This window comes from Aquibium microcysteis (genome assembly GCF_014495845.1).
Classification (GTDB): domain Bacteria; phylum Pseudomonadota; class Alphaproteobacteria; order Rhizobiales; family Rhizobiaceae; genus Aquibium; species Aquibium microcysteis.
This window is the reverse complement of the sequence record NZ_CP061080.1, coordinates 422089-436600: the sequence shown is the minus strand read 5'-3', so window position 1 is coordinate 436600 and position 14512 is coordinate 422089. Positions and strand designations below refer to the sequence as shown.

Below are 14512 nucleotides of genomic sequence, written 5' to 3'. Positions count from 1 at the left end.
GTCATCGCGCGTTCGCACCCCTGGACCAACGAAAAGGGCGGCCGCGTGGACGTTGCGCGCGGCCGCCGGTCCTGCCCGGGAGGACGGGTTCAGTTCGTGACGACGATCTGGGCGTTGCCGGCGCCGACTTCCTTGACCAGCGCGTAGAGCCGGGCGGCGTTGGCGGTGTGCAGGCGAACGCAGCCATGCGAGGCCGGGCGGCCGAGCTGCTTGACGTAGTTGGTGCCGTGGATGGCGTAGCCGCCGCGGAAGAAGATCGAATAGGGCATCGGCGACATGTCGTATTTGCGCGAATACCACATCTTGTGCATCCGGGTCGGCTTGTACTGGCCGCGCGGCGTGACGTAGCCCGAACGGGCCGTCGACACCGGCCAGGTGTAGAGCACGCGGCCGTGCTTCGACACGGTCATGGTCTGGCTCGACACGTCGACCCGCGCGACGAGCGTGCTGGCGAAGCTCGCGGATGCGGCTGCGGCCAGCATCCCCGCAGCGGCCAGAACCATCAGTACGAATTTTCTCATGACGTCACCTTGAAATGTTGCCGATGACGCTACGGTACGGGCACGCCGGTGAACCGTCAGTGAACAGTTTTACACTCGTGCAACAGACCGTTACCGAAGAGTTTCGGCGCCGGCCGCGGCTGCGCCACCGTGCCGCTGCCGCTGGGCCAGACCTTTCCACAGGCTTGCGCTTGCAAAACGCCGGGCCAGCCTGCTCAATTCGCCCATCATGAATGAACAGCTCTTCGCCGCCATCGAGGCCCGCACCGACGACCTCGTCACCCTCACCTCGGACCTGATCCGCTTCCCGACCGTGAACCCGCCGGGCGACGCCTACACGCCCTGCGCCGAGTTCATCGGGGAGCGGATGCGCCGTTCGGGCTTCGAGACGACGCTGATCCGCGGCGAAGGGGCGCCGGGCGATTCGGACCGCTATCCGCGCACGAACGTGATCGCCAGGCGCGAAGGCGGCAGGCCGGGACCGACGGTGCATTTCAACTCGCATATCGACGTGGTGGAGGCCGGCGAAGGCTGGACCATGGACCCGTTCGGCGGCGTGGTGAAGGACGGCCGGGTGTACGGGCGCGGCGCCTGCGACATGAAGGGCGGGCTCGCCGCCTCGATCATCGCGGTGGAGGCCTTCCTCGCGGTCAATCCGGATTATCCGGGCGCCATCGAGGTGTCGGGCACGGTGGACGAGGAATCCGGCGGCTTCGGCGGCGTCGCCCATCTGGCGAAGCTCGGCTATTTCTCCAAGCCGCGCGTCGACCACGTGATCATTCCCGAGCCGCTGAACAAGGACCGCATCTGCCTCGGACACCGCGGCGTGTGGTGGGCGGAGATCGAGACCAAGGGCACGATCGCGCATGGCTCGATGCCGTTCCTCGGCGATTCGGCGGTGCGGCACATGGGTGCGGTGCTGCATGCCTTCGAGGAGCAGCTGTTCCCGGCCCTCGACCAGAAGCAGACGCGCACGCCGGTGGTGCCGGAAGGGGCGCGGCGCTCGACGATGAACATCAACTCCATCCATGGCGGCCAGACCGAGGATTTCTTCCCCGGCCTGCCCTCCCCCAACGTGCCGGATTCCTGCCGCATCGTCATCGACCGGCGCTTCCTGCTGGAGGAGGACATCCAGACGGTGAAGGGCGAGGTGCTGTCGATCCTGGAGCGTCTGAAGCAGGACCGGCCGCGCTTCGACTACGTGGTCAAGGACCTGATGGAGGTGCTGCCGCTGATGACCGAGCGCGACGCGCCGGTGGCCGAGGCGATCGCCGCCGGCATCCGCGCGGTGCTGGGCAAGGAGCCGGACTACGTCGTTTCCCCCGGCACCTACGACCAGAAGCACATCGCGCGCATCGGCCATCTGCACGACTGCGTGGCCTACGGCCCGGGGATTCTGGACCTCGCCCACACGCCCGACGAGTGGGTGGGCATCGCCGACATGGTGGAATCGGCCAAGGTCATGGCGATGAGCCTCGACAGGCTGCTGCGCGGCGGCTGAGAGCATCGCGCTGACGAAGATGTGAACGCGCGTTGACTGGACCGTAACCCGATCCTTGTTTGAACAGAAGCACATACGGGTAAAACGGGGGTCTCCATGATACGCAACGCAATCGCCGCCACGCTCGTCTTCTGCGCGCTCGCTGTGACGACGCCCGCGGCATCTCAGGCGGCAACCGTGGTTGCACGGGTGAGCATCGCGCAGCAGCAGATGACGGTGAGCTACAACGGCCTTCCGGTGCACACCTGGGCGGTCTCGACCGCCCGGCGCGGCAAGGTGACGCCGGTGGGAAGCTGGAAGGCGAAGTGGCTGTCGAAGAACCACAAGTCCAGCCTCTACGACAACGCGCCGATGCCGTTCTCGATCTTCTACAACGGCAACTACGCCGTCCACGGCACGACGAGCGTCTCGAAGCTCGGCCAGCCGGCCTCGGCGGGCTGCGTGCGGCTGCATCCCGACAACGCGGCGATCCTGTTCGAGATGGCGAAACGCGAAGGGCTCGACAACGTCATGATCGTCGTCGAGCCCTGAGGGCGGCCTCCGGCGGCGCGCGTCAGGTCTTCGAATAGCCGTAGGTGTCGCCGCCGCGCGTAATGGCCCGCTTGTAGGCCGGACGGGCGCGGATCGCCTCCAGCCAGCGGCGCAGCACCGCGACGTCCTGGCCGTCGGCGATGCGCGTCAGGCCCGCCTCGACCGGAAAGCTCATGGCGATGTCGGCTGCCGAGAACTCCTTGCCCGCGAAATACCCGTCGCGGGCGAGCTCGGTCTTCCAGAGCGCCAGATGGTCGGCGAGCTGCGGGTCGATCAGCTTGCCGTTGACGCCGCCGGAGATCATGCGGGCCACCGGGCGCAGGACGAAGGGCATCTGCGCGGGCAGCCGCGAGAAGATGAGCTTCATGACCAGGAGCGGCATCGCGGACCCTTCCGCATAGTGCATCCAGTAGGTGTAGCGCAGCCGCTCCTCGGTGTCGGCGGCCGGACGCAGGCCCTCGCCGCCGTACCTCTCCACGAGATACTCGGTGATCGCGCCGCTTTCGGCGACGACGCGGCCGTCGTCCTCGATCACCGGCGACTTGCCGAGCGGGTGGACCGCCTTGAGGCTCTCGGGCGCGCGAAAATCCTTCGTGCGGCGGTAGGTCTTCACCTCGTAGTCGAGGCCGAGTTCCTCGAGCAGCCAGAGGGCGCGGTGGGCGCGCGACTTTTCGAGGTAGTGGACGGTGATCATGTCTGCGGGTCCCGCGTGGCTGAACGTCGCGGCCTTTCTACAGGATCGAGGCGGCGCGATCCATGCGTTGCATGGCCTCCTCTCGGGCGGCAGTGGCCCGCGAGGCGGCAGGTCGCGCGGCACGCGGGGAAAAAACGGTGACGGCGGGCTGGCTCATGCGAAACGCGATTTACTCCCGCCGGAAATCGCGCTTTGATCGCGCACCGATCCGGCAACAATGGGAGCAAAAACAATGAGTGCCTGGAAAAGCATACTGGCCGCGACGGCGCTGGCGCTGGCCTCGTCGACGGCGGCCTTCGCCGCCCGCACCGACGTGGTGGTGGGCGTGGTGCTGGAGCCGCCGCATCTCGATCCGACGGCCGGCGCCGCCGCCGCCATCGACGAGGTGGTCTATGCCAACGTCTTCGAGGGCCTGACCAGCATCGGCCCCGCCGGCGAGGTCGAGCCCGCGCTGGCCGCGAGCTGGGACATCTCGGAGGACGGCAAGGTCTACACCTTCAAGCTGCACGAGGGCGTGAAATTCCACGACGGCACCGAACTGACCGCGGAGGACGTCAAGTTCTCGCTCGACCGCGCCCGCGCCGAGGATTCCACCAATGCCCAGAAGGGCCTGTTCGCGCAGATCGATTCCGTCGAGGCCGTGGATGCCACGACGGTCAAGGTGACGCTGAAGCAGCCGCAGGGCTCGTTCCTCTACAATCTCGGCTGGGGCGACGCCGTGATCGTCGCGCCCGAGAGCGCCGACGGCAACAAGGAAAAGCCGATCGGCACCGGCCCCTTCAAGTTCGACAGCTGGGCCAAGGGCTCGTCGATCACGATCGTCAAGAACCCGGACTACTGGGGCGAGGCCGTGGCGCTCGACAAGGCCGAGTTCCGCATCATCCCGGATGCCGCGGCGGCCGTGCCGGCGCTGCTGTCGGGCGACGTGCAGGCCTTCCCGAACATGCCGGCAGGCGACGCGCTGCCGCAGATCCAGTCCGACCCACGCTTCAAGGTGGTGATCGGCGCGACGGAGGGCGAGACGGTTCTGGCGACCAACAACAAGAAGGCGCCCTTCGACAATCTGAAGGTTCGCCAGGCGATCGCGCACACGCTCGACCGCGAGGCCATCATGGCGGCCGGCTCGTCGGGCCTCGGCACGCCGATCGGCTCGCATTTTTCGCCCGCCAACGAGGCCTATGTCGACCTGACCGGCACCTATCCGAAGGACATCGAGAAGGCCAAGGCGCTGCTGGCGGAGGCCGGCTATCCGGACGGCTTCAAGGCGACGCTGAAGCTGCCGCCGCCTGCCTATGCCCGCGACGGCGGCCAGGTGATCGCCTCGCAGCTGCGCGAGATCGGCATCGAGCTCGAGATCATCCCGGTGGAATGGGCGCAGTGGCTGGAGCAGGCCTTCAAGGGCAAGGACTACGACCTGACGATCGTCTCGCACACGGAGCCGAACGACATCGGGATCTATGCCCGCAAGGACTACTACTTCAACTACGACAACCCGGACTTCGACAAGGTGATCGCCGAGCTCGACGTCGCCTCCGACCCGGCCAAGCGCAACGAGCTGTTCAAGCAGGCGCAGGAAATCCTCGCCAAGGACGCGGTGAACGGCTTCCTGTTCCAGCTGCCGAAGGTCGGCGTGTGGGACGCCAAGCTCGAAGGCATGTGGGAGAACGCGCCGATCCAGGCCACGGACCTGACCGGGGTGAAGTGGGCGGATTGAGGCCAGGCGCCGTCGCGCCGAGCCGCGGGCCGACAGATCACGGACATGAAGGGCGGCCTCGCGCCGCCCTTCTCCGGTCCGGCTGTCCCGCGTTCCCTGCCCCGTCCGTCTTCCCGCATGCCGGGGGACGGAAACCGTCCGACATGACATGATCGCCTTTCTCGCCAAACGACTCTCGGTCGGCTTCGTGACGCTCATCGTCGCGTCCGTCGTCGTCTTCGCGGTGCTGGAGGTGCTGCCGGGCGATCCGGCGCAGCTGATGCTCGGCATGAACGCGACCGACGAGGCGGTGGCGGCGCTGCGCGAGCAGATGGGCCTCGATCAGCCGCTGCTCGTCCGCTACGCGAGCTGGATCGGCGGCCTGCTGACCGGGGATTTCGGCCGATCCTTCACCTATTCCTCGCCGGTCCTCGATCTCATCGCCGAGCGCGCGGTGGTGTCGCTGCCGCTGGCGCTGATCGCGCTGGCGATGTCCACCGTCATCGCGATTCCGGTCGGGCTGTTTGCCGCCGCACGGCGCGGCAAGGCGGCCGACACCATCACCATGGGTGCGGCTCAGATCGGCGTCGCGGTGCCGAATTTCTGGTTCGCGCTGATCCTGATCTACATCTTCGCGGTCTGGCTGCGGCTGGTGCCTTCCGGCGGCTTTCCCGGCTGGGATGCGGGCGTCTGGCCCGGCATCAAGGCGCTGCTGATGCCGGCCGTCGCGCTCGCCCTCCCCCAGGCCGCCATCCTGTCGCGCGTCACGCGCTCGGCGCTGCTCGAGGTGCTGGGCGAGGACTACATCCGCACCGCGCGCGCCAAGGGCATGCCGCGGCGCCACGTCCTGTGGCGGCACGCGCTGCGCAACGCGATGATCCCGGTGCTGACGATCCTCGGCCTGCAGTTCGCCTTCCTGCTCGCCGGCACGATCATCATCGAGAACGTCTTCTACCTGCCCGGCCTCGGCCGCCTGGTCTTCCAGGCGATCACGCAGCGCGACCTGATCGTGGTCGAGGGCGTGGTGATGCTGCTGGTCGCCTCCGTCATCCTGGTCAACATCGTGGTCGACATCTGCTACGCGCTGGTCGATCCCCGCCTGAGGTCGAACGCGTGAGCGCCGAACCGATTTCGCCCGCAGCGCAGGAAGGGTCGTTCCTGGCCGCCGCGCTCGCAAACCGGTCCTTCGTGGCCGGGCTGGTCATCACCGGACTGATCGCGGCGATGGCGCTCCTCTCCTTCGTCTGGGCGCCCTACGACATCACGCGCCTCGAAGTGGCCGACCGCATGCAGGGCCTGTCCTGGGAACACCCGTTCGGGACCGACCATTTCGGCCGCGACATCCTGACCATGATCATGATCGGCTCGCGCAACTCCATCGCGGTGGCGATCGTGGCGGTGGGCATCGGCATGGGCATCGGCGTGCCGCTCGGCGCCTGGGCGGCGGCGCGCGGCGGGCTGGTCGACGAGGCGCTGATGCGCTTCAACGACCTCGTCTTCGCCTTTCCGGCGCTGCTCTCGGCGGTGCTGATCACCGCGATCTTCGGCCCGGGCGCGATCAACGCCATCATCGCCATCGGCATCTTCAACATCCCGGTCTTCGCCCGCGTGGCCCGGGCCGGCGCGCTGTCGATCTGGCCGCGCGAGTTCATCCTGGCCGCACGCGCCGCCGGCAAGGGCAAGGCGCGCATCACCGTCGAGCACATCCTGCCCAACGTGGCCTCGATGCTCCTGGTGCAGGGCACGATCCAGTTCGCGCTGGGCATCCTGGCGGAAGCCGGCCTCTCCTATGTCGGGCTCGGCGCGCAGCCGCCGGCGCCCTCCTGGGGGCGCATGCTGTTCGACGCGCAGACGCGCATGATGGTGGCGCCGCACCTGGCGCTGTTCCCGGGCTTCGCCATCGTCGTCACCGTGCTCGGGCTCAACCTGCTCGGCGACGGGCTGCGCGACGTGCTCGACCCGCGGCTGAGGCGGGAACGCTGATGGCCCTGCTCGAAATCGAGAAACTGTCTCTGTCGATCGGCCGCGTGCCGATCCTCAAAGGCATCGACCTGACCATCGGCGCCGGCGAGACCATGGGTCTGGTGGGCGAATCGGGCTCCGGCAAGTCGATGACGGCGCTGACGCTAATGCAGCTCCTGCCCACCCCAGCGAAGGCCACCGGCCGCGTCACCTTCGACGGGATCGACATCCTCGCCGCCCCCGAGGCGGCGATGTGCCGGCTGCGCGGCAACGACATCGGCATGGTGTTCCAGGAACCGATGACGGCGCTGAACCCGGTGAAGACGATCGGCGAGCAGGTGGCCGAGGGCATCCGCTGGCACACCGGCGCCAGCCGCGCCGACGCCGAGGCTTCGGCGCGGCGCATGCTCGACCGCGTCGGGCTGCCGGAAGCGAAGTTCCCGCTGTCGCGCTATCCGCACCAGCTCTCGGGCGGGCAGCGCCAGCGCGTCGTGATCGCCATCGCCTGCGCGCTGAAGCCGAAGCTGCTCGTCGCCGACGAGCCGACGACGGCGCTCGACGTGGTGCTGCAGAAGCAGATCCTCGACCTGCTGCGCGGGCTGGTGGCGGAGGACCGGATGGGGCTGCTCCTGATCTCCCACGACCTTGCCGTCGTCACCGACATGGCCGACCGGATCACCGTGCTGCGGCACGGCGAGGTCATGGAGGAAGGGGAGACGGCGCCGACGCTGTCGGCGCAGGTGCACCCCTACACGCGCCAGCTGGCCGAAGCCTCCATGCACGTGCCGGCGCGGCCGAACCGACATGCCGCGCACGCCGCGGGCGACAATCTGCTCGAGGTGGACGCGGTGGTGCGCGACTATCCGGGACGCAGGCGCTCGCTGTTCGGGCCCGCCGAGAAATTCCGTGCCGTCGACAACGTCTCCTTCTCGATGAAGCCCGGCCAGTCGGTCGCCCTCGTCGGCCGCTCGGGCTGCGGCAAGTCGACGCTCGCGCGGATGATTCTCGCGCTCGACCGGCCGACCGGCGGCGACATCCGCTTCCTCGGCACCTCGCTGACCGCAAGGAGCGAAGCCGAGCTGAAGCCGTTCCGGCGCAACATGCAGGTGGTGTTCCAGGACCCGTACGGCTCGTTCAACCCGCGCCACACCGTGGAGCGGCTGGTGGCAGAGCCGCTCTATCTGCTCGACCGGCAGCCCGCGCCCGCCGAGCGGCGCGAGATGGTGGCGGACGCGCTGCACGAGGTGGGCCTGCGCAAGCCCGACATGGACAAGTATCCGCACGAGTTCTCCGGCGGCCAGCGCCAGCGCATCTCGATCGCGCGGGCCATCATCACGCGGCCGAAGCTGGTCGTCGCCGACGAGCCGGTGTCGGCGCTCGACGTGTCGATCCGCGCGCAGGTGCTCGACCTGTTCGCCGAACTGAACCAGAAGCTCGGCGTCGCCTATCTCTTCATCACCCACGACCTGACGGTGGCGCGCGCCATCACCGACGAGGTGATGGTGATGCATGACGGGAGGATCGTCGAGACCGGCCGCACCGACGCGGTGCTGGACGACCCGCGCTCGGATGCGGCGAAGGACCTCGTCGCGGCCGCACCCGACCTGAAGCGGGCGATCCGGCGGCGGATGATGGAGCAGGGGTAGATGGAGACGCGCGACATGTCGGCCATTTCGCTTCCACTCGACGGCACCTGCCGCTGCGGCGGTGTCCGGATGCGGGTCAAGGGCGCGCCGCTGTTCACCTGCGCCTGCCACTGCACCGGCTGCCAGAAGATGTCTGCCTCGGCCTACTCGCTGTCCGCGCTGTTTTCGGCGGACGATTTCGAGGTCGTGGAAGGCGAACCGGTTCTGGGCGGAATGAGAGGGGCGTTGCAGCACTTCTTCTGCCCGGCCTGCATGAGCTGGATGTTCACGCGGCCGCCGGGGCTGGAAGGCCTCGTCAACGTGCGGCCCACCCTGTTCCAGGACCTGTCCTGGTTCGCGGTCTTTGCGGAGACATACACGATCGAGAAACTGCCTTTCGCCGAGACCGGCGCCGTTCGCAGCTACGACCGTTTCCCTGATGCAGGCGCGTTCCGCGAACTTGTGGACTCCTATGCGCGCTGGCGGACGTGAGAATCAAACACCTTCGCCGACGATCTCCTTCGCGTCGATGTCGAGCACTTCCAGCGTCCGCTTGAGCAGCCGCACCTCGTGCTCGGAGAGGTCCTCGTCGGCCTTGGCGATCTCGGCGAGATGGCGGCCGAGCTGGATGCGGCGGTCGCGGTCGAGGGTCTGGAACAGCGCCAGCGCCTGGGCGCCGGTGGTCTCGTAGCCATAGTCCTGCAGGTAGCGGATGACGCCGACGAGGCTTTCCTTCGGGATGCCGAAGGAGTCCGTGCAGATGCGCTTGAAGGTGGCGAGTTCCTTTTCCTCGACCGCGCCGTCAGCGAGGATCATGCGGAAGAGCAGCAGGAGTTCGGCGGTAAGCACGGGATCGTCGGCAACGCGGCGGATGCCGGGATCGCCTTCGAAGAGCTACATGATCCGCGACAGGAATCCGTCCGCCATCGTCGTCCCCCATGGGTCTGGCCCGGAGAGTAGCGGGATTCCCGCGGGGTGGGAACGGGGTTCCAGCGTCGAATCCCGGGATTGCACGCGCCTGCGCTCCGTGGCGCCCCCTCTGCCTGCCGGCATCTCCCCCACGAGGGGGGGAGATCGGCAGCTTCCGACCGGGCGTTCATTCTGCAACGTCGAAGAATGGCTGCGTCCGCGGCGACATCGATCTCCCCCCTCGTGGGGGAGATGCCGGCAGGCAGAGGGGGGCGCGACGGGGTGCGGACGATCGGGGCGGAGGCTTCGGCTCCGTGACGACGTATCTGAACCTTTGCCGTCCCCGCCCACCTGCCCTATCCTGCCGGCAACGGAGGTGAACGGAATGGATGGCGATGCCGGGCGGAATTCGACGGTACCGGCCCGCCATGCGCCGGAGTTCCGCCGCCGCGCGGTGCGGGAGGAGCATCGCGGGCTGGTGGCGTCGATCGTCGGCTATCGCGAGACCGGGTTCGGGCTGTCCGGCTCGGTGGAGATGGCGCCGCTGGTGGTGCCGCTGATCCTCTCGTTCGCAGAACCCTTCGAGATCGCGCTCGGCCGCGCGCCTTCCGCCGAAGACCGCTACGGCAGCTTCACCTCCGGCCTGCATCCGGGGTTCGTGACGATCCGTTCGACGGGCGGGGCGGAGTGCATCCAGGTGGATTTCACCCCGATCGGCGCCTTCCGCTTCTTCGCCCTGCCGATGCGGGCGATCGCCAGCCGGATGGTGACGCTGGACGAACTGGCCGACGGAGACCTGCGCGACCTGCGTCTGCGGCTCGCGGAGGAGCCGGACTGGGAGCGGCGGTTCGACCGGGTGGAGGCCTTCCTGTCGAACCGGCTGGCGCACGGACCGAAGCCCCACGCGGCCGTGGCGCATGCCTATAGCCGGATCCTCGGCTCGGGCGGGGCGGTTCGCATCGGCGACGTCGCGCGCGGGCTCGACTGGAGCCGCAAGCACCTGAACCAGCGCTTCCGCGAGGAGATCGGGCTCGGGCCGAAGGCGGTGGCGCGGATGGCGCGGTTCAACCGGGTGCTGGCGCTGGCGAAGGGCGACGCGGCGCGCGACTGGGCCGACATCGCGGCCGCCTGCGGCTATGCCGACCAGGCGCATCTGGTGCGTGAGTTCCGCGACTTCGCGGGCGCCCCGCCGACCGCGGTGGCACTGCCGGCCCGGGCGCCGGTGATCGCCTGATCCGGTATCTTTCGCCGAGGTACCATTTCTTCAAGACCGGACAGCGGCGCCGGTGCGAGGGTGCAGCGTCGGCTCCAACAAGGGAAACACGCCATGACCGCCATCGAAGCCCCCCGCCTCTACCCCGCCTTGCGCTTCCGCGATGCCGAAAGGATGATCGCCTTTCTCTGCGACGCCTTCGGCTTCGCCGTGCATGCGAAGTACACCAACGACGCCGGCAAGGTGATCCATGCCGAACTCGCCTTCGGCTCCTCGATGATCATGTGCGGCGACGAGAAGGACGACGCCTTCGGCGCCATGGTGGGCGCGGCCGACGGGCGGAGCGGCAAGGCGCTCTATCTCGCCGTCGACGATGCGGACGCCGCCTTCGAACGGGCGCGGGCGGCGGGTGCAGAGATCCTGCAGGGTCTGGTCGAGCGCGACTACGGCAGCCGCGAGTTCATCTGCCGCGATCCCGAAGGCAACGTCTGGAGCTTCGGCACCTACTGGCCGAAGGCGCACGAGCCGGCCGGCTGACCGGCGGGCAACGGCGCGATCGCCGCGCCGCGGCCGTATCCTTCCACGCGCGGCCCCGCTATAGAGGCGGCATGAGCGACGAGAAAAAGAGCGGGACGCCGAAGGACAGCCATTACGCCAGGCTGCGGCGCACCCATCGCGACCAGAACGGCCCGGCCGGCGCGCCCGTGCGGCGCGCGGGGCCGCCGATTGCCGGCGAGCCGCCGCCGGACGGTCTGGTTCGGCTCTACGGCCTGCACACGGTGCGGGCGGCGCTCGACAACCCGCGGCGCAAGGTCACCCGCCTGATGGCGACGAAGAACGCGCTCGACCGGCTCGGCGTCGCCGATCCGGCCGCCCTCCCCTTCCCGGTCGAGATCGTCGAGCCGCGCGCCATCGACCGGCTGCTCGGCAGCGACGCGGTGCACCAGGGCGCGATGATCGAGGCGAAGCCGCTGAAGCCCAAGGCGCTGTCGGCGCTGTCGGACACGCCGCTGATCCTGGTGCTCGACCAGGTGACGGACCCGCACAATGTCGGCGCGATCCTGCGCTCGGCGGTGGCCTTCGGCGCCGGCGCGCTGGTGACGACGTCGCGCCACAGCCCGGCCGAATCGGGCGTGCTGGCCAAGGCCGCCTCGGGCGCGCTGGAGCACATCGACATGATCGAGGTGAAGAACCTTGCAGCCGCGCTGGACGAGATCCACGCGGCCGGCTTCACCAGCATCGGTCTCGACTCCGAAGGACCGGCGGTGCTCGAGGGGACGCTCTCCGGCGACCGCCTGGCGCTGGTGCTCGGCGCCGAGGGCAAGGGCCTGCGCCAGAAGACGCGCGAGACGGTGACCGCGCTCGCCCGGCTCGAGATGCCGGGCGCGATCCGTTCGCTCAACGTCTCCAATGCGGCGGCCGTGTCGCTCTACGCCGCCCGCCGGCATCTCGACGGCGGTTCCTGAACGCGGCGCCATCCGCCGTCGCCACATTTCGGCGATGCCTCGGCCTCAAATCCGGACGGTTTGCCACCCAAACTGTTAACCATACGGAAAGAGGAGGCAGACGCATGACCCTGCATGTCAGACAGTCCGATCGCTCCCGCGCCCGCCCCGCGCAGTGGACACCCTGGGGCGCCATGCCGGCCACGCGCGAGCCCGTCCGGAACAGGACGCTCGCCGACAAGGCCGCCGCGCGGCCGCAGGCTCCGCGCCTCTCGGCAATCCGGCCTTCGCGCGGCGAAGGCTCCTGCTCGGGCAACTGAACGGAGAGGGCTGAAGACCGATACCGGCCGAGGCTCGGGCGGCGTCATCCTTCGGCGCGGCAACCGGCACGATACGCCGGGCACATCACGCCGGAAATCCGCGTCGGGAAGGTCTCCGCCCGGCGCGGAAGATCGTCATCTCGTCGGTGGTCGGCCATGGTTCGCCGGTTCGCACAGCCCGCGCTTCACCTGCCAACGCGCCCATCTCCAGTGCCGTCGAGAGACAGCACCCGCGCGGGCATGACCGTTCCCGCACCACCGGTCTCAGTTTCGGCTTGTCATCAAAACCTTCTTTGATTAGTCAGGATTTGGCGATCAGGCACCTTACCCGGAACATCGCCAGATAGGGCCCTGGCTGATCGAGCGCCGGACGGCCGCCCATGTCGGCGGTCTCCCGGCGTTGGACGAGACTGGGCAGGCAGGCGATGAATGTGGGACATCCAAACTCTCTTCAGGAAGCATGCACGCGAGATTGCGCTGTCGCTTCGTCGTCGCGGATTCAACGAGGACACGGCAGCCGATCTGACGCAGGAGACATTCGTGCGCGTCCTTTCCTCACCCCCGAGGGCCGGCACCGCTTTCCACAATCCCGCCGGATATCTGTTCCGGACCGCCCGCAATCTCGGGACCGACCATCAGCGTCGCGAGCGGCTTGTGACCTATGTGGATCTTCCCGCCGAGGACTTCGCGGCGGTGGTCGATCCTTCCCCGTCAGCGGAAGCGGCCGTCTATGACCGGCAGCGCCTCGCCCTGACGCAGTCCGCACTGGCCGAACTGCCGGAGCGGACCCGCAAGGCATTCGTGCTGCACCGCGTGGAGGAGATGACCATCGCGGCCGTGGCGGCGGAACTCGGCCTGTCGGTGTCGCGGACTTGGACGCTGATCCGAACCGCCTACGAACATATCGACGAACGGTTGACGGCTGGCGGCGGAGCCTTCACCGAACGGCAGAAGGTTCCGGCCCGACATTCGTACTGACGGTCGGGGCTCCTTCCGCAGCACCGCGAAAGGCGCAGGCAAGGGATACATGGCTGGATCATCTGAGGATCGTCGCCTGTTCCGGGAGGCTGCCGATCTGGCAATCCGCCTCCAGAGCGATCCTTCCAATCCGGTTTCCCTCCAGATGGTGCGCGCATGGAACGCTCGCAGTCCGGCGCACGCAGATGCCTGGGCGCGCGTTGCCGAGATACACGGCATGACCGGAAAGATACTGGCCGAAGAATCCAGGACCCGCGACACGGACGGGATTTCGAGGCGCAGCTTCGTGATCGGCGGGGCGGCCGGCCTCGGCCTGATCGGGGCGGGTGCCCTGACCTTGCCTCCACTGATCCGCCGCGTGAAGGCGGACCACATCACAACGACTGCCGAGATCAGGCGTATCGATCTGCCCGACGGCAGCAAGGCGACGATCGGCCCCGACAGCGCGCTTGCCATCGCCTACGGCAAAACCCGGCGCCACATGGACCTTCTGGCGGGCATGGCCTATTTCGAAGTGGCGCATGATCCGTCGCGCCCCTTCGCCGTCACCTCCGACAGCCTCGTTGCGACCGCGCTCGGAACGGCATTCGACGTGTCGAACGATGCGCGGTTCGTTTCCGTCTCGGTCGCGCATGGAGAGGTTCAGGTCCGCGCACGGGAGACGGAGCCGAGCGGGGCCGAGAAGCTTGCCGCCGGCCAGTGGCTCACGCTTGCCCCCGCGACGCGCCGCTTCACGCGCGGCACGCGCGAGACATTTCAGATCGCCGCCTGGCGAAGCGGCATGATCGTGACCGAGAACGAGACCGTCGCAGCCGTGGTCGCGAAGATCGCCCGCTGGCAGCCCGGACATGTCGTCGTGGCGGATCCAGGGCTTGGCGCGCGCGTGGTCAGCGGTGTGTTCGATCTCAGCGATCCGGTTCGCGCGCTCGATGCCGTCGTGCGGCCCTTCGGTGCGCGGGTGCGCGAAATCGGCAGCTTCCTGACGGTCATCTCGCCCGTCTGAATTTCTTCGGAGAAGGCTGAAAAATCCGGTGCCCCGTTCGTAGAGCATGATAGGGGCTGCTTTACCCAGTGAACAGGCACGCCGGCCCTCCAACGACCGATGGAGTGGATGGGTATGGGACACGTGTCTCCGAAGTAC

16 protein-coding genes are annotated in these 14512 nt (G+C 68.3%); 13 read left to right on the top strand and 3 right to left on the bottom strand.

What is annotated here, in order from left to right; translation table 11 throughout:
- Positions 1 to 89: 89 nt before the first annotated feature.
- Complete coding sequence (locus tag IAI54_RS02065; RefSeq protein WP_187970779.1) at positions 90 to 521, bottom strand: L,D-transpeptidase; 432 nt, start codon at positions 519 to 521, stop codon at positions 90 to 92.
- A 208-nt stretch (positions 522 to 729) separates the two neighbouring features.
- Here IAI54_RS02065 and IAI54_RS02060 point away from each other — a divergent pair, with 208 nt between their 5' ends.
- Positions 730 to 2001, top strand: coding sequence for an acetylornithine deacetylase/succinyl-diaminopimelate desuccinylase family protein (locus IAI54_RS02060; protein WP_187970778.1), 1272 nt, complete (start codon positions 730 to 732; stop codon positions 1999 to 2001).
- A 96-nt stretch (positions 2002 to 2097) separates the two neighbouring features.
- Positions 2098 to 2532, top strand: coding sequence for a L,D-transpeptidase (locus IAI54_RS02055; protein WP_187970777.1), 435 nt, complete (start codon positions 2098 to 2100; stop codon positions 2530 to 2532).
- Positions 2533 to 2554: 22 nt separating this feature from the next.
- Here IAI54_RS02055 and IAI54_RS02050 read toward each other — a convergent pair whose 3' ends face one another.
- Positions 2555 to 3226, bottom strand: coding sequence for a glutathione S-transferase family protein (locus IAI54_RS02050; protein WP_187970776.1), 672 nt, complete (start codon positions 3224 to 3226; stop codon positions 2555 to 2557).
- A gap of 232 nt (positions 3227 to 3458) precedes the next feature.
- Here IAI54_RS02050 and IAI54_RS02045 point away from each other — a divergent pair, with 232 nt between their 5' ends.
- From IAI54_RS02045 to IAI54_RS02025, 5 genes are all read left to right on the top strand, one after another.
- Positions 3459 to 4940, top strand: a complete 1482-nt coding sequence (locus tag IAI54_RS02045; RefSeq protein WP_187970775.1) for an ABC transporter substrate-binding protein — start codon at positions 3459 to 3461, stop codon at positions 4938 to 4940.
- A gap of 148 nt (positions 4941 to 5088) precedes the next feature.
- On the top strand, positions 5089 to 6036 hold the full coding sequence (locus IAI54_RS02040; RefSeq protein WP_187970774.1) for an ABC transporter permease: 948 nt from the start codon (positions 5089 to 5091) through the stop codon (positions 6034 to 6036).
- On the top strand, positions 6033 to 6902 hold the full coding sequence (locus IAI54_RS02035) for an ABC transporter permease (RefSeq protein WP_187970773.1): 870 nt from the start codon (positions 6033 to 6035) through the stop codon (positions 6900 to 6902). The genes IAI54_RS02040 and IAI54_RS02035 overlap by 4 nt, the downstream gene beginning before the upstream one ends.
- Positions 6902 to 8527, top strand: a complete 1626-nt coding sequence (locus IAI54_RS02030) for an ABC transporter ATP-binding protein (protein WP_187970772.1) — start codon at positions 6902 to 6904, stop codon at positions 8525 to 8527. The genes IAI54_RS02035 and IAI54_RS02030 overlap by 1 nt, the downstream gene beginning before the upstream one ends.
- Positions 8528 to 8542: 15 nt before the next feature.
- The gene (locus tag IAI54_RS02025) at positions 8543 to 8998 is read left to right on the top strand and encodes a GFA family protein (RefSeq protein WP_187970771.1); all 456 of its coding nucleotides are present in this window, start codon (positions 8543 to 8545) and stop codon (positions 8996 to 8998) included.
- 3 nt (positions 8999 to 9001) lie between these two features.
- Here IAI54_RS02025 and IAI54_RS02020 read toward each other — a convergent pair whose 3' ends face one another.
- Positions 9002 to 9355 (bottom strand): TerB family tellurite resistance protein, encoded by a 354-nt coding sequence (locus IAI54_RS02020; protein WP_235679225.1) that lies wholly within the window; start codon positions 9353 to 9355, stop codon positions 9002 to 9004.
- A 445-nt stretch (positions 9356 to 9800) separates the two neighbouring features.
- On the opposite strand from IAI54_RS02020, the gene IAI54_RS02015 reads away from it, so the two are divergent.
- The 6 genes from IAI54_RS02015 (at position 9801) to IAI54_RS01990 (ending at position 14374) form a co-directional block, all read left to right on the top strand.
- Positions 9801 to 10649 (top strand): helix-turn-helix domain-containing protein, encoded by an 849-nt coding sequence (locus IAI54_RS02015; protein ID WP_187970770.1) that lies wholly within the window; start codon positions 9801 to 9803, stop codon positions 10647 to 10649.
- A 93-nt stretch (positions 10650 to 10742) separates the two neighbouring features.
- Entirely contained in the window at positions 10743 to 11165 is a 423-nt protein-coding gene (locus IAI54_RS02010) for a VOC family protein (protein ID WP_187970769.1), read from the top strand.
- Positions 11166 to 11236: 71 nt separating this feature from the next.
- Positions 11237 to 12094, top strand: coding sequence for a TrmH family RNA methyltransferase (locus IAI54_RS02005; protein WP_187970768.1), 858 nt, complete (start codon positions 11237 to 11239; stop codon positions 12092 to 12094).
- A gap of 104 nt (positions 12095 to 12198) precedes the next feature.
- Complete coding sequence (locus tag IAI54_RS02000; RefSeq protein ID WP_187970767.1) at positions 12199 to 12393, top strand: hypothetical protein; 195 nt, start codon at positions 12199 to 12201, stop codon at positions 12391 to 12393.
- Positions 12394 to 12822: 429 nt separating this feature from the next.
- Complete coding sequence (locus tag IAI54_RS01995; protein WP_187970766.1) at positions 12823 to 13371, top strand: RNA polymerase sigma factor; 549 nt, start codon at positions 12823 to 12825, stop codon at positions 13369 to 13371.
- 49 nt (positions 13372 to 13420) lie between these two features.
- Entirely contained in the window at positions 13421 to 14374 is a 954-nt protein-coding gene (locus IAI54_RS01990; protein ID WP_187970765.1) for a FecR family protein, read from the top strand.
- The last annotated feature ends 138 nt before the right edge of the window (positions 14375 to 14512 follow it).